Origin of the sequence: Vibrio sp. 1874, from assembly GCF_033344395.1 — a bacterium.
GTDB lineage: Bacteria > Pseudomonadota > Gammaproteobacteria > Enterobacterales > Vibrionaceae > Vibrio > Vibrio alginolyticus.
The window spans coordinates 1-18721 of record NZ_JAWPOR010000014.1; the positions used below are offsets into that span (position 1 = coordinate 1).

Sequence of the window (18721 nt, forward strand, 5' to 3'; positions counted from 1 at the left end):
GGTAGTTCAGTTGGTTAGAATACCGGCCTGTCACGCCGGGGGTCGCGGGTTCGAGTCCCGTCCACTCCGCCACTTATATTAAGCCTCAGTCGAAAGACTGAGGCTTTTTTCGTTTTGGTTCCCCGACTTACCTTAAATCCACTTTCATATTGAAACCTTGCATCGAGAGGCCGGCTTCCCTCTGGCGATGCTTTCTAAGCCCTGTTATGAGTGAAGTGGAACGCAGTTTTGTGTGGTTTCTGCAGTCTCGAGCGCTAGTTTTGAGCCTCTTCATTCACCAAAGCTCCTTTTATTCGATATTAGAAAATCTAGTTATGTGACAGAGTTTAATTGTTTGAAGTGTCGCTTGTTTCTAATTTGAAAACAGGACGACTTTGAATACAAGTTTAGTCTCACTGAGATCAAGAGGGAGGGGGGCTACATTTCTGTTAAGGCTTTGATCTACCTGAATGCTAGCTCAGTTTTATCTTGGTGAGGTTGCTAACCTGTTTGGGTTCTGAACGCAATTACCCTAAATGCCTCTTTCTCATAAAAATACAAACTCGCTCATTGCTAAGTATTGTGGAAGTTTAGCTTTGATGTTTGCGAGGAGCCTATATTGCCAAGGGAAGAGAAGTGATACAGATAAAAATGGGTAAATTAAAAGGCTCGTCTATGAATACTATCTATCAGCAATAGTTAGTATCTATGAAAATGTAGCGTAGCGATTCTTCGTATATTTGATGGTATATCAAAGAATAAGGAGCCTTCGTCCTTGAAGGGGAGTCTGAAAATTAGTTATGAAAAAAGCAGCTAGGTAGCTGCTTTTGATTTATTAAGTTACGTGTCTTTAAGAGTCCACTGTCTCCGTATGTTCCGGAGTGGTTATTGCTTGGTTGTTCTCTTCCATCTTCTTCTCTTCTGCTTTTGCTTTTTCAATCATTGGAGTGATTGTTGAGCCTTGAATGAGGATAGAGAAAACAACGACGGAGTAGGTCATTACAAGAATAATCTCTTTTACATCGATTAACTTATCTTGAATCACCCAAATACCAGATGGAATGGAAAGTGCCATTGCCAATGCAAGGCCCCCGCGTAAGCCGCCCCACGTCAAAATACGTACTGACCACGGGTTATATTTTCTGTAACGTTTAAAGCCAATGTACGAGAGAAATACGCTTAAATAGCGAGCTGCTAGTACAAGAGGGACTGAAATAGCCATCATGATCCAGTCTTCTTTGTGGAATTCAAACAGCAGCATCGACATGCCGATCAGTAGGAATAACACGCCATTCAAGAACTCATCAACAAGCTCCCAAAAATGGTCAAGGTGATCTTCACTCTCTTTTGAAAAGCCAATAAAGCGTGTCCAGTTGCCAATCATAATACCGGATACAACCATTGCTAGTGGGCCTGATACATGGATGTATTCAGCAAATGCGTAACCTGCTGTTGGGACACCAATGGTAAGTAACAATTCCATTGAGTGATCATCGGTGGCACTGATCAAGTAGTGGAATAGCAAACCGAGGACGAAACCATATGTGATACCACCGATAGCTTCTTGGATGAAGAGTAAGGTGACACTACCTACAGTTGGTGCCTCAGTGCCAAATGCAATCGTAAATAGAGTGACGAAGATAACCAAACCGAAGCCATCATTGAAGAGCGATTCTCCTTCAATCTGAGTGGATATACGTTTAGGAGCATCGAGTTTTTTCACAATAGCCAATACAGCGATTGGGTCAGTTGGCGATATTAGAGCACCAAATAGTAAGCAGTAGACCAAATCAAATTGGATGCCAATTAACTGACAAAACCCATACAGCGCAAATCCAATAAAGAACGTAGAAAACAGTGTAGCTCCAAGGGCTAAAACAGTGATCTCCCACTTTTGATCTTTAAGGTTCGGGAGTTTGATGCCTAGTCCACCAGCAAATAGTAAGAAGCCAAGAATGCCTTTGAGCAAGAAATCTTCGAAGTTAATCCTTGTGACCGTCTCCGTTGCAATTTCGGTGAGATGGAACCAGTTGTTTTGACCCGCAATTAAGATTAGAAGTGAAAGCACCATTGAACCTGCGGTAATCGCAATGGTGGTTTGCATCTTTCCTATCTTGCTGTTTACAAAAGCAATTAGCATCGCAGCTGCGGATAGAAAACATAAAGTATGATAGACCGACATAGAGCTCTCTATTTGTAACATTTTATGAATGGAATTCTCGGCTGATGCTGCTTAAATAGCAAACATTTTTTCGTGATTATTTTGTAAGTTAAGAAGGAGATAAAATAATCATTAATTCCACGTTTAGACGTCTAGACTCCTGAAGTTTGTGTGATAGGATGGAAGGATAACTAAAGGAATGAGGCTGTACTGTGGGAAGTAACGTAAGACAACAGATTGAAGCTCAATTGAAGCAACGTATTCTTTTGATTGATGGTGGTATGGGAACCATGATTCAGGGATACAAACTTGAAGAGCAAGACTATCGAGGAACGCGCTTTGCGGATTGGCATTGTGATCTAAAAGGTAACAACGACCTGTTGGTTCTAAGTCAGCCTCAACTTATCAAGGAAATTCACGCTGCATATTTAGAAGCGGGTGCAGATATTCTCGAAACCAACACGTTTAACGCAACAACCATTGCGATGGCTGACTACGAGATGGAAAGCCTAAGTGAAGAAATTAACTTTGCAGCTGCCAAGCTTGCACGTGAAGTTGCAGACGAATGGACCGAAAAAACACCCGATAAACCGCGTTATGTCGCAGGGGTTTTAGGGCCGACGAACCGCACTTGTTCTATCTCTCCTGATGTAAACGACCCTGGATATCGAAATGTTTCTTTCGACGAGTTAGTTGAGGCTTACTCTGAATCGACTCGAGCGCTTATTAAAGGTGGTTCAGACCTTATTCTTATCGAGACCATCTTCGATACGCTTAACGCTAAGGCTTGTTCATTTGCTGTTGAAAGTGTGTTTGAAGAGATGGGGATTGAGTTACCTGTGATGATCTCGGGGACTATTACTGATGCTTCCGGTCGGACATTATCCGGTCAAACCACAGAAGCGTTTTACAACTCATTACGTCATGTTAAACCGATTTCGTTTGGTTTGAACTGTGCACTTGGTCCAGATGAGCTGCGTCCTTATGTTGAAGAGCTCTCTCGTATATCAGAATCTTTTGTTTCCGCTCACCCAAATGCTGGGCTTCCGAATGCATTCGGCGAATACGATTTGTCGCCAGAAGATATGGCTAAGCATGTTAAAGAGTGGGCTCAAAGTGGCTTTTTAAACTTGATTGGTGGGTGTTGTGGTACAACTCCTGAGCACATTCGCCAAATGGCACTCGCGGTTGAAAATATCGCCCCTCGTCAATTACCTGAACTTCCCGTTGCTTGTCGCTTGTCTGGCCTGGAGCCACTCGCTATTGATAAAGACTCTTTATTTATCAATGTCGGTGAGCGTACGAATGTAACCGGTTCTGCGCGTTTTAAGCGCTTAATTAAAGAAGAGCTGTACGATGAAGCGCTCGATGTGGCTCGTCAACAAGTTGAAAATGGCGCTCAAATTATCGATATCAACATGGATGAAGGCATGTTGGATGCACAAGCTTGTATGGTTCGCTTTTTAAACCTTTGTGCGTCAGAACCTGAAATCTCAAAAGTACCAATCATGGTTGACTCTTCCAAGTGGGAGGTTATTGAAGCCGGTCTTAAGTGCATCCAAGGCAAAGGCATTGTTAACTCGATCTCTCTCAAAGAAGGCAAAGAGAAATTCGTTGAACAAGCTAAGTTGATCCGCCGTTACGGTGCGGCTGTGATTGTGATGGCGTTTGATGAGATTGGGCAAGCAGATACACGTGAGCGCAAAGTAGAAATTTGTACCAACGCTTACCGAATTCTTGTTGATGAAGTGGGCTTTCCACCAGAAGACATCATTTTTGACCCCAACATTTTTGCCATTGCTACGGGGATCGAGGAGCATAATAACTACGCGGTGGATTTCATTGAAGCCGTTGGCGATATCAAACGTGATTTACCACATGCGATGATATCTGGTGGTGTTTCTAACGTCTCATTCTCTTTCCGTGGCAATAACTATGTACGTGAAGCGATTCACGCGGTGTTCCTCTACCACTGTTTTAAAAATGGTATGGATATGGGGATTGTGAATGCGGGTCAGTTAGAAATCTACGATAACGTGCCTGAAAAATTGCGTGAGGCTGTGGAAGATGTCGTTCTTAACCGTCGTGATGACGCCACTGAGAGATTGTTAGATATCGCGGCGGAATATGCAGGCAAAGGGGTAGGTAAAGAGGAGGATGCCTCTGCACTTGAGTGGAGAACTTGGCCTGTTGAAAAGCGTTTAGAGCACGCGTTAGTGAAAGGAATAACTGAGTTCATCGTTGATGATACCGAAGAGGCTCGTGTCAACGCTTCAAAGCCATTAGAGGTGATTGAAGGCCCACTAATGGATGGGATGAACGTCGTCGGAGACTTGTTTGGTGAAGGTAAAATGTTCCTTCCTCAGGTCGTAAAATCTGCACGAGTGATGAAGCAAGCAGTCGCGCATCTGGAGCCCTACATCAATGCAGAAAAGCAGGTGGGACAAACAAACGGTAAGATTTTGCTAGCGACGGTCAAAGGTGATGTACATGATATCGGGAAAAATATCGTTGGCGTTGTATTGCAGTGCAATAATTATGAAATTATTGATCTTGGTGTCATGGTTCCTTGCGAAAAGATCTTAAAAGTAGCGCAAGAAGAAAACGTCGATATTATTGGTTTATCAGGGTTGATCACGCCTTCATTAGACGAAATGGTGCATGTTGCAAAAGAGATGGAGCGTCTCGACTTTAACTTACCTCTTCTCATCGGTGGCGCAACAACGTCAAAAGCCCATACAGCAGTTAAGATTGAGCAAAATTACAAGCATCCAGTGGTTTACGTGAACAACGCCTCACGTGCAGTGGGCGTATGTACTTCTCTTCTGTCAGATGAACGTCGCCCTGAATTTGTTGAAAAACTTGAAGCTGATTACGAACGAGTACGTGATCAACATAATCGAAAGAAACCGAGAACCAAACCAGTGACATTAGAAGCTGCTCGAGCGAATAAAGTTGCTATCGATTGGGAAGCTTATACTCCTCCAGTGCCTGTTAAGCCTGGCATTCATATCTTCGATGATTTTGATGTGGCTATATTACGTCAATACATCGATTGGACACCATTCTTTATGACTTGGTCACTTGTGGGTAAGTATCCAACAATTTTCCAACATGAAGAAGTTGGTGAAGAAGCAAAACGTTTATTCGAAGATGCCAACGAGATACTTGATCGAGTTGAGCGAGAAGGCCTGTTAAAAGCGCGTGGAATGTGTGGCTTATTCCCTGCTGCGAGCGTGGGGGACGACATTGAAGTTTATGCTGATGAAACTCGTACCGACGTTGTGAAAGTATTACGTAACTTGCGACAACAGACCGAGAAACCAAAAGGATTCAACTATTGTTTATCCGACTACATCGCACCTAAAGAGTCGGGTAAGCATGATTGGATAGGGGCATTTGCTGTCACTGGTGGTATTGGTGAACGAGAGCTTGCTGATGAATACAAAGCACAGGGAGATGATTACAACGCAATTATGATTCAAGCGGTGGCGGATCGCCTAGCCGAAGCGTTTGCTGAGTATTTGCATGAGCGTGTCCGTAAAGAAATTTGGGGTTATGCTGCGGATGAAGATTTATCTAACGATGATCTCATTCGTGAAAAATACCAAGGTATTCGCCCTGCACCAGGTTATCCAGCGTGCCCTGAGCATACTGAAAAAGGACCGCTTTGGGAGCTACTTAATGTGGAAGAGAATATTGGCATGACTCTAACCTCCAGCTATGCAATGTATCCGGGCGCGTCAGTCTCTGGTTGGTATTTCTCTCATCCTGACTCACGTTACTTTGCGATCGCACAGATCCAAGAAGATCAGCTAGAGAGTTACGCCGATCGTAAGGGGTGGGATAGGATCGAGGCTGAAAAATGGTTAGGGCCAAACATTAACGGTTAAATTGATGTTTACCTCGTCCAAATGTAACAACTATTGAAACAACAAAGGGCTGTAGATACGCAGCCCTTTGTTTTATTGAGTTGAACTTACTTCTCAAACAACTCCGTGTGGAGTTTTTGTATGGCTTGTTTCGATACCGATTCATGGAGCAAGAAGCATAAGTTGTGAGGGCTAGCGCCATAACAAATCATGCGTAGGTTAAAATCTTCTAGCGTGCCAAAAACCTGTTTCGCGTAGCCTTTACTCTCACTCATGTTGTTACCAATGAGAGCAACGAGGCATAGGTCATGTTCAACTTCTACCTTACATAACTCTTCTAACTCTTCTCGTGCAGCTTGCGGCAGCTGCGGCGCGCCACCAGAGGTATCAGTTTGATCAAGTGTTAACGATACACTGATTTCAGATGTCGTGATCAAATCGACAGAGATCTTATGCTTTGCAAGGATCTCAAAGACCTTTGCTAAGAAACCGTATGCGTGGAACATATTGGCGCTGCGTAGCGTTACCATGGTTTGGTTACAACGCAAAGCTAGCGCACGGAATAACGGTGAGCTTTCGACTTGGTGGCGAATCCAAGTTCCCCCTTTTTCAGGCTCTTTCGATGACCCTACAAATACCGGAATGTCGTGGCGTAATGCGGGTACTAGCGTAGAAGGGTGAAGGATTTTAGCGCCAAAGTTAGCCATTTCTGAAGCTTCACTAAAGCTGATCTCGGGAATTGGTGAGGCTTTTGGTGCAATTCGCGGGTCTGTTGTGTAGATACCCGGAACATCAGTCCAGATTTCTAGCCCTGCCGCTTTAACGCTCTCAGCAATTAAGGCGGCGCTGTAATCGCTGCCCCCTCGACCTAATGTTGTTGTATTACCGGCTTCGTCAGATCCTATGAAGCCTTGAGTAACAACAACGGATTGTTGGCAAAGTGGTACGAGTTTATCTTGCGCAAGCGTCGAAATTGCTTCAATGTTTGGCTCCGCGCGACCAAAGTTGTCATCAGTACGCAGCACATCGCGGATATCAAAGCGCACAGCTTGAATGCCTCGCTCACACATTAACTGAGTTAGAATATGCGTCGACATGAGTTCGCCACATGCGACTAAATGATCGGTTAACTTCGCACTAGCTTGGATAGATGCAGCCTCGGCCAGGCTGGTTACGGTATCTAATATGCCATACACCTCGGCAGCAGTTTTCGTGCTGTCTTCGAGCTGAGTTAAAATGGCGTCATGAATGTTGGCCAGATTTTGCAGCAGCTCAGTACGGTGCGTTTGATCCTGAACACCGTTGGCGAGTTCTACCAATAGGTTGGTGACGCCAGAGCAAGCGCTGCTCACGACCAGGCGAGTATTTGGATTGTTTTCGATAATGGTGGCGCAACGACTCATTGCCTCAAAGTTGGCAACACTGGTTCCACCGAATTTAGCTACGTTAAATGCGCTCACTGCGTTCTCCCACGACTTCCTAAAAAATTGTACATCCAATGTTTAGTGAGAAAAGGAACAGAGCAAAAAGAGAGGTATTTAGAATGCTATTTGAAAAATTTACCCTCAGAAGCCCTTCATCAGACTGCGCTGATGACAGTTGATGGGATTCAGCCCAATTCAACCGACAAGTCAAATCCTGCAACTTTGACTTACCTCGGCACTACTCCCCCTCAATGATTGGTGTTGGAATTGCGGTTCCACAAATCATCTACCTGGGTAGCGCTCCTCTTCTACATAAAGCTCAAACATTGAACGGTTTTGAGGCCTTAATGTCAATCAATATTTCAACCTTTATGGTGTTTTTTATTAACGATTTTGTGACACTGGTTTGACCTCCATACTTACGGCTAATTGCTGATAGAGGAAAAATCTATTAGGGTGAAGAACCCTACACCTGAGCCATGTTATTGAGTAGAACTTTTAGAATGCTCAGGATAAAAGATAATCAAGGAGCTGACATGTCGATCCAAAGCTTTATTCCACCTCACCGTATTTTAATGGGACCTGGTCCTTCTGATATTTATCCTCAAGTGTTACAAGCACTAAGCCGTCCTACGGTAGGTCACCTTGATCCTCTGTTTATCGGTATGATGGATGAGCTCAAGCAGCTATTGAAGTATGCCTTTCAAACTGACAATGAGTTCACTATTGCGGTTTCAGCGCCAGGTAGTGCAGGGATGGAAACCTGCTTTGTAAACTTGATCGAGAAAGGCGACAAGGTGATCGTCTGCCGTAACGGTGTATTTGGTGAACGCATGCGCGAAAATGTCGTCCGTGCTGGTGGCGAAGTTGTTATCGTCGATGATGAATGGGGGACGCCTGTTTCCATTGATAAAGTCGAGCAAGCACTCGAACAGCACCCAGATACAAAAATTCTTGCTTTTGTGCATGCGGAAACCTCAACTGGTGCAGTCAGTGATGCTCAAGCATTGAGTAAGCTGGCGAAACAGCATAATGCATTATCTATTGTTGATGCGGTGACGTCACTTGGTGGTGTGCCGTTAAAAGTGGATGAATGGCAACTGGATGCGGTTTACTCTGGCAGTCAAAAATGTTTGTCATGTGTACCAGGGCTCTCACCAGTGACGTTTTCTCCTGCCGCGATTGAAAAGATTCAAGCAAGAACAACACCAGTACAGAGTTGGTTCCTCGATCAGAGTTTAGTTTTGGGGTATTGGAGTGGAGAAGGCAAGCGTAGTTACCATCATACGGCGCCAGTTAATAGCTTGTATGCGCTTCATGAAGCTTTATTGATACTGAAAAATGAAGGATTAGAAAACGCTTGGGCTCGTCACCAACTGATGCATGAAAAACTCAAAAATGGCTTACAAAAGTTAGGCTTTGAATTTGTTGTGGACGAAGCCCATCGGTTGCCACAATTAAATGCGATTTACGTGCCTGAAGGAATTGATGAAGCAAAAGTTCGTGCTCACTTGCTAGAAACCTATAACCTAGAAATTGGTGCAGGCCTTGGGGCATTAGCTGGTAAAGCGTGGCGTGTTGGCTTAATGGGTTACGGCGCTCGATCTGAAAACGTTGCGCTGTGCTTAAAAGCGTTAGAAGAGTCACTCACTGAATAAAATCATACAGCAATGAGATAAAGAAAAGCGAAGGTCATCCCTTCGCTTTTTGGTATTTATTACTCAGCTCCTGAAGTGGGGGCTGGTGAGGCAGATATTGCTTGAGAAGGTGGCTGGTAATTGACGTCACTGAAATCAATCTTCGGGAACAAAAACTGCGCTTCAGCTCTAATTTGCTCCGCTTTACTTGAGTCATCTAAGCCTTGGTAGGCCAAAATCAAATTATTATAAAATGCAGGGCGAGGCTTATCTTTGATGATTTTTAGCGACCAATCGATATAAGGCTGAATCAAGGTTGCGTCTTGTTGGTACAGCCCAAGGTTTAAAAACGTGCTATAGACATCCCAATCAAACCTGTCTTTCCAAACTACAGGGTTACTGACTTGATTCAGAATATCAGGGTTAGTTGGTCTAGTGGTCTCAAACTTCGTCAATACATAATTCGTATGTAATGCGCTTACCATGTAAAACGTAAACGCAACGGGAAGTACCAAACTAAAAACACGCAGCAAGCTTTTGGTTACATTACTAAAGCCGACTTGTCGATAACGAGAGACGCGCTGATCGACCCAGTACAGTAGGATAACGAAGATCAACCAATGCACGAGAGAGTGGTAGAAAGGGTATTCCAGTTGTGAGTGCAATACGATAGGTATAAACAAGGCCAGCAACGCAAGACGAGTTCCGCGTTTGGCTTGATAGATTCGATACAGTACCAGTGCCATCGCTAAGAAGATACCGAGTATTGGCAGCAAGCCACCTTCTACTCCCCAGTAAAGCAGCTCGTTATGCGGATGATCCATGGCTGGCAAACCAGCTGGGTAATTCTCATTTAGGGCATGTTGACGAGCCGTATACAGCATGTACTCAGATTCAAACTTACCATATCCATAACCAGTAAAAGGCTTTTCAATCACCATGTCTAATGTTTGCGGAAAAGTATACGCTCGAGGAGACTCCATATTTACTTTTTCTGCGGCTAACCCACCTCCATCAGGAAAGGCAAGATGCATGACAACGACTGAGAATAAGAGCCCACTTACAAGTGACACAACCCAGCGGATAAAGCGCCCTTTGGTTGCAAAACGGTACATGTATGGAATGACCAACAACACGGCGATAACCGAGGCTAACCAACCAGTGCGTGAAGCCAACGCCACAATTAGTGGTAAAGTTAAAACTGGCACGGCATAGAGAAGGTAAACATCGCTTAACTTACGGTCGTATTTGTAGGGCTGACGTGCAAGTAAATAGCTGGCAATCACCAACCCTGTCGCAAGAAAGCTGGCCATTACATTGGGCTGTTGGAAAATACCATAAGGACGATTGGCCACCGTGTCGTAACCAAACGGATTGCCTGGTTTGAGATACAGATATTGTGTCAGACCAAAAATGGCTTCGATAACAACCGCAAGGACAATGAACCATAATAGGCGTTGGCGATGTTTATTACTGAAATGAAATTGTTGTAAAACAATAAAGAACAGGACACCACACCACAGGCCTATGAGCTTATTGGCTGCCAAGCTGCTATTCGCATTTGGGTACAGAATGGGCACTGTCATGATAAGAGCACTAATGAACAAGCCGATGGTTAGTTTTGAGTAACGTAGCACTCGATTATTCGCGAGTTGGTAACACCCAATGCCTAATGCAAAGCTAAAAGCAATCCAAGTTGTCGCATTGAACGAAAGCGAAAGCCCCGAACCGCCGGGGTTGGGCATGAAAAAGTGCATTGCCAACACAAATAGTGTTGCCAAGGCAATGAGAAACTTGCGATTGAGGGGAACCTGTACTTTTTCGGGAGAAAGCTTTGTTCCACTTACATGTATAGTAGCCATAGTTATTGCGTTGTTTTGAATGAAAAAAGACCAGCACTTGCTGGTCTCGGTACTTTACCTGTTTTTTCTACTTCAACATAGGCTTAAGGAAGTGAGCTGTGTGCGATCCCTCGATTTGCGACACATCTTCCGGTGTGCCTTGAGCGATTATCTCGCCGCCACCTTGACCCCCTTCAGGACCAAGATCGATAATCCAGTCCGCAGTCTTAATGACGTCCAGGTTATGCTCGATCACCACGACAGTATTTCCGTGGTCGCGAAGTCTGTGCAGTACAGTGAGCAACTGCTGGATATCATGGAAGTGCAAGCCGGTTGTTGGTTCATCCAAAATGTACAAGGTTTTTCCTGTATCACGTTTGGATAGCTCTCGCGCCAATTTAACACGCTGTGCTTCACCACCGGAGAGTGTTGTTGCCGCTTGACCCAATCGTATGTACGACAAACCCACATCCATCAGTGTTTGTAGTTTGCGAGCGATGGCAGGAACTGGATCGAAGAAGGTGCGTGCATCTTCGACCGTCATTTCTAGCACTTCATCAATAGTTTTACCTTTGTAACGTACTTCGAGAGTTTCACGGTTGTAGCGTTTACCTTTACACACATCACATGGCACATAAACATCTGGTAGGAAATGCATTTCTACTTTGATAACACCGTCACCCTGACAGGCCTCACAACGACCACCGCGTACGTTAAAACTAAAACGGCCCGGCTTGTAACCGCGAGAACGCGACTCCTGTGTGCCTGCAAACAGTTCACGGATTGGTGTAAAGATCCCCGTATAGGTTGCAGGGTTAGAGCGAGGTGTACGGCCAATTGGGCTTTGATCGATATCGATGACTTTATCGAAGTGCTCTAGACCTTTAATCGATTTATAAGGTGAAGGCTGAGCCGTTGTCGCTCCGTTAAGTTGGGTATGCGCAATTTTAAAGAAAGTATCATTAATCAGTGTTGATTTACCTGAGCCAGATACCCCTGTAATACAGCTGAATAACCCAACAGGAATTGAAAGGTTAACGTTTTTAAGGTTATTACCTGTAGCGCCTAATAGCTCAACCGTTTTTTTCGGATCTCGCGGCGTGCGATCTTTCGGTACTGCGATTTCTTTAACACCACTTAAGTACTGACCTGTCAGAGAATTCGGATTCGCGACTATCTCTTCCATGGTGCCTTCCGCAACAACATTACCACCATGTACTCCAGCACCAGGACCAATATCTATGACATGATCTGCACAGCGAATCGCATCTTCATCGTGTTCTACCACAAGTACGGTATTACCTAAATCGCGCAAATGGGTGAGCGTTTTTAATAAGCGTTCATTATCACGCTGGTGGAGACCAATCGACGGTTCGTCCAGAACATACATCACACCAACAAGACCCGCCCCAATTTGGCTTGCTAAACGAATACGTTGAGCTTCACCGCCTGATAAGGTTTCTGCACTGCGTGATAAGTTTAGGTAGTTCAAACCGACGTTAACTAAGAATTGCAGGCGGTCGTTGATTTCCTTCATCACTTTTTCAGCGATTTGGGCTCGTTGACCTTCCAGTTTCAAGGAATGGAAGAATTCCAATGCATCAGCAATGCTGAGTTCAACAATCTCAGGTAGTGTCGTATCAGCAATAAACACGTTACGTGCTTCAAGGCGTAGACGAGTACCGCCACAGCTTGAACAAGATTTAGTGGAGATGTATTTTGCAAGCTCTTCACGGACAGAGTTAGATTCTGTATCACGATAGCGACGTTCTAGGGTATTCAGAATACCTTCGAATGGATGGCGTTTAACGCGAATATCGCCACGATCGTTGATGTATTTAAACTCAATCTCAGTACGACCTGAGCCCTTTAGAATGACATCTTGCGTTTTCTTTGGCAGAGAATTAAAAGGGGCATGGAGGTCAAAACCATAATGATCGGCCAATGAGGTGAGCATTTGGAAGTAGTAGTAGTTCTTTTGATCCCAACCGCGAATCGCACCTTGTGCCAAGCTTAATGAATCATCTTGAATTACTCGGCTTGGATCGAAGTATTGCTGCACACCCAAACCATCACAAGTGCCACATGCACCAGCAGGGTTGTTGAATGAGAAAAGTCGCGGCTCTAACTCTTGCATGCTGTAACCACATTGTGGACAAGCGAAGTTGGCGGAGAAAATAATCTCTTCACCGTCGCCATCCATTGGCGCGACAACCGCAATTCCGCCTGATAATTCGAGCGTGGTCTCGAAAGATTCGGCCAAGCGCTGTTGTAAGTCTGGACGAACTTTAAAGCGGTCTACCACGACTTCAATGGTGTGCTTTTTATGTAGCTCAAGGGTTGGAGGATCGGAAAGATCGCAAGTTTCTCCATCAATACGCGCACGAATAAAGCCTTGAGCCGCTAAGTTCTCAAGCGTTTTAACATGCTCACCTTTACGTTCTTTGACAATAGGCGCCAATAGCATCATTTTGCTGCCTTCCGGCATCTCTAGGACTTTGTCCACCATTTGGCTGATGGTTTGCGCGGCAAGAGGGGCATGATGCGTTGGACAGCGGGGTTCGCCCACACGAGCATACAATAGACGTAAGTAGTCGTAGACTTCGGTAATTGTACCGACGGTTGAACGCGGGTTATGAGAAGTAGATTTCTGTTCAATAGAAATCGCGGGTGATAACCCTTCAATGTGGTCGACATCGGGTTTTTCCATCAGAGACAAAAACTGACGAGCGTAGGCAGAGAGAGACTCTACGTAGCGTCGTTGGCCTTCTGCATACAATGTATCGAAAGCGAGAGAGGATTTACCGGAGCCACTTAGTCCAGTAATGACAATCAGTTTATCGCGAGGGATTGTAAGATTAATGTCTTTAAGGTTATGGGTTCGGGCACCGCGAACTTCTATTTTATCCATCGTTTTTGCTCTATGTATAACCAAGTGGGGCAAGTATTACATAGTGTGAGAAATGTGCAAAGAAAATTACTGGATAAAAAAACAGTAAAGTAAAAAGCCCAGCGTTGTGCTGGGCTTTCGATACAGTAATTTCGTACTAAGACGATGCTTTATACTGCTTTTTGTGTTGCGTGCTTACCTAGCTCAGAGGTTTTTTCATCTTTTAGATACAGGTTTTCAAAACAATAGTTAGTTGCTTCGATGTAACCTTCAACGCTACCACAGTCAAAGCGTTTGCCCTTGAATTTGTAAGCCAATACACAGCCCGCTTTTGCTTGTTTAAGCAGCGCGTCCGTGATTTGAATTTCACCACCTTTACCAGGTTCAGTGTTTTCGATCAGTTCAAAAATATCGGGAGTCAGGATGTAGCGGCCAATGATAGCAAGGTTGCTAGGCGCCGTGCCTTTCTCTGGTTTTTCTACCATGTCGTCTACACGGTAGATGTCGTCTTTGATCATTTCACCAGAGATAACGCCGTATTTGTGTGTTTCTTCGGCTGGTACTTCTTGCACTGCAACGATAGAACAGCGGAACTGCTTAAATAGTGCCACCATCTGAGCCAGTACGCCCTCTTGCTCGTTCACACAAAGGTCATCAGCAAGAACAACAGCAAATGGCTCATCGCCTACCAATTCTCGTCCAGTTAGAATCGCGTGGCCCAAGCCTTTCATTTCGCGTTGACGTATATAAGTGAAGTTTGCAGATTCAATGATTTCACGGATATCTACCAACAGCTCTTCTTTGTTGGTACCGCTAATCTGATGTTCCAGTTCGTAGTTCTTATCAAAGTGGTCCATGATCGAGTGCTTGCCACGACCTGTCACAATACACATGCCGTTCATACCAGCTTGGATTGCTTCTTCGACACCGTATTCAATAAGCGGTTTGTTCACGACTGGCATCATCTCTTTTGGCATAGATTTCGTTGCCGGTAGGAAGCGTGTGCCATAGCCTGCAGCAGGGAACAGACATTTTTTTATCATTGGGGGAATATCCTATCTCGTTTTTATCAAGAATCTGCGCATAACTTTAACACGAGAGGTATCAATGAATCATGAATAAAGTAGGAAAAAATGTGAGACTCGGTGCGGAAAAAAGATGAGCGACTCGTCATTTCAGTTATCAGAGCCGCTCACATTGCATCACGAAATTAAGTTTTGGTCTGCCCAGGCGATTGCCTGTACTCGGTTCTTTACGGATAGCTTTTTGAATATCTGATACAAGTGCGATTTGATGGTGAATTCACTGACGAATAACTCTTCGGCCATCTGACTGTTCGAGGCGCCAGCTTGTAGGCAACGCAGTACTTGTAGCTCACGAATGGTTAGGTCTACCGTAGCTGGTGCAGTATGAGTATTAATGACATTGCGGTAATAGTGTAAAAGTTGACTGGTTACATTACGCGGCAGCCAGTTTTGACCGTTAACAATGCCTTTTAACCCTTCTCCAATTTGCTCTAGCGTATCTTCAGAATAAAACACACCTTTTAATTGACCAAATGAAAGAAGTTCATCCGTGGTTAGTCTTTTAGGCACGTTGAAGACAACGGTTTCAAAGTTTTTCCATACAAGAGGCAAGTTTTTGATCGATTGAACAAGTGATTTATGTTCACTGAAGTCGATCAGTAGAATTTTATTACGGTGTTGTGGCTTGGCTTCCATGAGTGCTTCGGTTGAAATCACCGGGATGCTCATATCAATGTACTTTTCGAGTGCCGCCACTTTTTTTTGCGCATTATCTTCCATACTGATCAGAAATAGCTTTCTTGCGTAAGCCGACTTTCTCACGTGTTCCAATCTCCCTGGGTTCAATAGAAGCCATAAACTGGCATTAAAGAGAGGCCATAACCATCGCTTTACTGAATAAATGCGTTCGAATTCAAAGCTTCACGAAACGATGTCTGCAACGCGAATCAAAAATGCTACACACGTAAGTTGAAATACGATTTGGGTTCTAGAGGGTGACTCAATAGATCACAATGGTATTAGACTTTAATCAAAACATTAAAGCGTGCTATTCTAATGCGCTAAAATTTTATATATCCAGAGTGAAACGGAGCACATCATGGCCAGCCGTGGAATTAACAAAGTTATTTTGGTGGGGAATCTAGGTAACGACCCTGAAATTCGTTACATGCCGAATGGCGGTGCAGTAGCAAACATTACTATTGCGACTTCTGATTCATGGCGTGATAAAGCGACTGGCGAACAGCGCGAAAAAACGGAATGGCACCGTGTTGTGTTGTTCGGCAAACTTGCGGAAGTAGCAGGTGAGTACTTGCGTAAAGGCTCTCAAGTCTACATTGAAGGGCAACTGCAAACTCGCAAATGGCAAGATCAAAGTGGTCAAGATCGCTACTCAACTGAAGTCGTTGTTCAAGGCTTCAATGGTGTGATGCAAATGCTTGGCGGTCGTGCTCAAGGTGGCGGCGCACCTATGGGCGGTCAACAGCAGCAACAAGGTGGATGGGGTCAGCCTCAACAGCCAGCTCAGCAGCAGTACAATGCGCCTCAGCAACAGCAACCACAACAACAGGCTCCGCAGCAATCACAGCAGCAGTACAATGAGCCACCAATGGATTTTGACGACGATATCCCGTTCTAAATTCTGCTTATGCTTGAATCGAAAAGGCCGCGAATATCGCGGCCTTTTTTATTGTCGCAATCTAATGATTTCACAGGCTTCTCTTGGCAAGGTTAGGCGTAACAATAAAACTTATCAATGAGTGTGATTTTCTTTATGCTCCAGCCTCTCACTATCAGACTAATCCGATTGTTTGATGAACTCTTATCAAGTATAAATATTTCAATAAGGTATATGATGAATAAAAAAGGAATTTGGTATTCATGAGGTATACCCCAACTCTTAAGTTAAGCACACGGCTGGTGGCCTTTGTCACCATGATCGTTATCTGCGCCATGTTTATCTTGTTTGTCGGTGGCACCCTCTCTTTTAAACGTCTTGGGCAGGAATATCTCACCCATTATTTAGAAGGGATCGTAGAGGTGGTCGACAAGGAGATGGAAGATCCTGACGCCGCTTATTCTATGCAGCGCTGGATGCCGAAAATGCTGCAGGCTTCCAATATTGTCGAAATGACGTTGTCGACCAACAACGCCGTTGTTTATCGCTTCAAAGATACTTCTCATCAAATGGAAGCGTCAGTCTTGTTTGAGGCAGAGTATCAGCTGACTCACAATCAAGATTACACGATTCACTTTAAAGCAATTCCCCCTTACTTAGGTTACAGCTACTCAATGCAGGCGCTTTGGTCGATCACGCTTGCCGTTATATTGATCATCTTCTGCTTAATGCGCGGCGTGGCATGGCTTAAGGAGCAATTAGAAGGCTCCGAAATGCTCGAAGAGCGAGGCAGAATGATCCTGGCTGGTAGGGTGGAGCAGTATGCCAAAGGTGACAAAAAAGAATGGCCTTACACCGCCAGTGAAGCGCTCGATGTATTAATCGAAGAGTTACAAGATGCGCGTCAAGAGCGAAGCCGATTTGATACCTTTATTCGAACTCAAACCTTCCTTGATAAGCTAACCGGTACCGCTAACCGAGTGTTATTTGATAGCAAGTTGGAATCGGCGTTACTAGAAAGCGGGGCTCGCGGCGCCGTGTTGCTAGTTCGTATTCAAGACTGGAAACTGGTTGAAGAAGAGCAAGATAAGCAAATTACGGATGAGTTTATTGTTGAAGTTGGGAGTTTATTGTCCAATTTAGTTCAACGATACCCAGATGTTGTATTTTCCCGTTATTACGATGCTGATTTTGCGCTTTTTCTACCGCACCAAAGTGCGAAAGATGTGGCTAACCTTGCCTCGCAATGCATTCGCCAGTTAGAAAAGTTAATGCCGCCAGAGCCACTTGATCCAGACAACTGGTGCCATATTGGCATCACCACTTATAAAGAAGGTGAGCGACACAGCCAAATCATTGATGAAGCCGAGACTGCTTTGCGTAGTGCGCAACTACAAAATAACAATAATTGGAGTCGCTTCAAAAAATGGAACCACGATGAAGAAGCTCGCGGAAGTGTGAGATGGAGAACGTTATTTGACACAGCACTTACACCTGAAAGTGTGATACTCTACGCACAATCTGTGCATCCAATAAGTGACGCGACGCATAAAAAATCATTATATGAAGAGTTAACATGTCGGATTCGCGATCCTGAGAATGGGATTGTTAAAGCGTCTCGGTTCATTTCTGCGATCAGACAGGTTGGTTATGAAGCGCAAATGGATAAGTCAGTTATTAATAAATTCTTAAGAGAGTTTAAGGATAATTTTGATAACTCAAGATCGTATGCGCTCAATTTGAATGTAACGCCATTTTCTAACCGAGAGTACTTTAAATGGTTTCGTGATGAACTCTTACAGTTGTCACGTGAGCAGAGAAAGTGTCTCAGTTTTGAGTTTGTTGAAGCACAATTTGTAAGACACTTAGACTTTATGCGACCAGTCGCTAAAATGCTGGCCGGTTTGGGGTGCCACTTAATGGTTGGGCAGGCTGGGCGTACCATCGTCAGCACTCACTATTTAAAAGAAGTGGACATTCGTTACCTAAAACTTCATCGCAGTTTAGTAGCAAAAATCGACCAACGACATGAAAACCAGCTATTTGTCCGCAGTATGCTAGGTGCGGCGGCAAACAGTAAAACTAAAATTATAGCAGTGGGAATTGAGAATCAGAACGAGCTCAACACATTAGTTGAGCTCGGGGTTTATGGTGGGCAAGGGCGTTACTTTTCTGCGGAGCAGCAGTTTCTTCCTCGTCCCCAAGCGTTGCCGAATTCTCAATCAGAATCCCAAGTTAAATTGGGAAGACGAAATCGCTGGCGGAAAAAATAAA

The 18721-nt window shown here is 44.4% G+C and carries 10 protein-coding genes and 1 riboswitch; of the genes, 4 read left to right on the forward strand and 6 right to left on the reverse strand.

Annotated elements, in window-relative coordinates:
- Positions 1-829: 829 nt before the first annotated feature.
- The gene (locus R8N46_RS19520) at positions 830-2161 is read right to left on the reverse strand and encodes a cation:proton antiporter (RefSeq protein WP_064354335.1); all 1332 of its coding nucleotides are present in this window, start codon (positions 2159-2161) and stop codon (positions 830-832) included.
- Positions 2162-2352: 191 nt separating this feature from the next.
- Here R8N46_RS19520 and metH point away from each other — a divergent pair, with 191 nt between their 5' ends.
- Positions 2353-6033 carry a methionine synthase gene (gene metH / locus R8N46_RS19525; RefSeq protein WP_064368807.1) on the forward strand — a complete coding sequence of 1227 codons (3681 nt, stop codon included), beginning with the start codon at positions 2353-2355 and terminating at the stop codon, positions 6031-6033.
- 86 nt (positions 6034-6119) lie between these two features.
- On the opposite strand, the gene lysC is transcribed toward metH, so the two are convergent.
- Entirely contained in the window at positions 6120-7472 is a 1353-nt protein-coding gene (gene lysC, locus R8N46_RS19530; protein ID WP_017821324.1) for a lysine-sensitive aspartokinase 3, read from the reverse strand.
- Between the two features lie 101 nt (positions 7473-7573).
- Positions 7574-7752, reverse strand: a riboswitch (Lysine riboswitch).
- Positions 7753-7972: 220 nt separating this feature from the next.
- On the opposite strand from lysC, the gene R8N46_RS19535 reads away from it, so the two are divergent.
- Positions 7973-9094, forward strand: coding sequence for a pyridoxal-phosphate-dependent aminotransferase family protein (locus tag R8N46_RS19535; protein WP_171346109.1), 1122 nt, complete (start codon positions 7973-7975; stop codon positions 9092-9094).
- A gap of 59 nt (positions 9095-9153) precedes the next feature.
- On the opposite strand, the gene R8N46_RS19540 is transcribed toward R8N46_RS19535, so the two are convergent.
- From R8N46_RS19540 to R8N46_RS19555, 4 genes are all read right to left on the reverse strand, one after another.
- Positions 9154-10935: a PglL family O-oligosaccharyltransferase gene (locus R8N46_RS19540; protein ID WP_053350598.1), complete on the reverse strand. Its 1782-nt coding sequence runs from the start codon at positions 10933-10935 to the stop codon at positions 9154-9156.
- Positions 10936-11002: 67 nt separating this feature from the next.
- A complete protein-coding gene (uvrA, locus tag R8N46_RS19545) occupies positions 11003-13825 on the reverse strand; it encodes an excinuclease ABC subunit UvrA (protein WP_005381241.1) in 2823 nt (940 codons plus the stop codon).
- A gap of 149 nt (positions 13826-13974) precedes the next feature.
- The gene (gene galU / locus R8N46_RS19550) at positions 13975-14847 is read right to left on the reverse strand and encodes a UTP--glucose-1-phosphate uridylyltransferase GalU (protein WP_005381239.1); all 873 of its coding nucleotides are present in this window, start codon (positions 14845-14847) and stop codon (positions 13975-13977) included.
- Positions 14848-15006: 159 nt separating this feature from the next.
- Positions 15007-15651 carry a LuxR C-terminal-related transcriptional regulator gene (locus R8N46_RS19555; protein WP_171346110.1) on the reverse strand — a complete coding sequence of 215 codons (645 nt, stop codon included), beginning with the start codon at positions 15649-15651 and terminating at the stop codon, positions 15007-15009.
- 277 nt (positions 15652-15928) lie between these two features.
- Here R8N46_RS19555 and R8N46_RS19560 point away from each other — a divergent pair, with 277 nt between their 5' ends.
- On the forward strand, positions 15929-16468 hold the full coding sequence (locus R8N46_RS19560) for a single-stranded DNA-binding protein (protein WP_005381235.1): 540 nt from the start codon (positions 15929-15931) through the stop codon (positions 16466-16468).
- A gap of 242 nt (positions 16469-16710) precedes the next feature.
- On the forward strand, positions 16711-18720 hold the full coding sequence (csrD, locus tag R8N46_RS19565; protein WP_171346111.1) for an RNase E specificity factor CsrD: 2010 nt from the start codon (positions 16711-16713) through the stop codon (positions 18718-18720).
- The last annotated feature ends 1 nt before the right edge of the window (position 18721 follow it).

What these genes read in the sequence shown, in the direction of transcription:
- R8N46_RS19540 (WP_053350598.1), bottom strand. Translation starts at nt 10,935, where the DNA reads ATGGCTACTATACATGTAAGTGGAACAAAGCTTTCTCCCGAAAAAGTA.
- R8N46_RS19520 (WP_064354335.1), bottom strand. Translation starts at nt 2,161, where the DNA reads ATGTCGGTCTATCATACTTTATGTTTTCTATCCGCAGCTGCGATGCTA.
- uvrA (WP_005381241.1), bottom strand. Translation starts at nt 13,825, where the DNA reads ATGGATAAAATAGAAGTTCGCGGTGCCCGAACCCATAACCTTAAAGAC.
- csrD (WP_171346111.1), top strand. Translation starts at nt 16,711, where the DNA reads ATGAGGTATACCCCAACTCTTAAGTTAAGCACACGGCTGGTGGCCTTT.
- galU (WP_005381239.1), bottom strand. Translation starts at nt 14,847, where the DNA reads ATGATAAAAAAATGTCTGTTCCCTGCTGCAGGCTATGGCACACGCTTC.
- R8N46_RS19560 (WP_005381235.1), top strand. Translation starts at nt 15,929, where the DNA reads ATGGCCAGCCGTGGAATTAACAAAGTTATTTTGGTGGGGAATCTAGGT.
- R8N46_RS19535 (WP_171346109.1), top strand. Translation starts at nt 7,973, where the DNA reads ATGTCGATCCAAAGCTTTATTCCACCTCACCGTATTTTAATGGGACCT.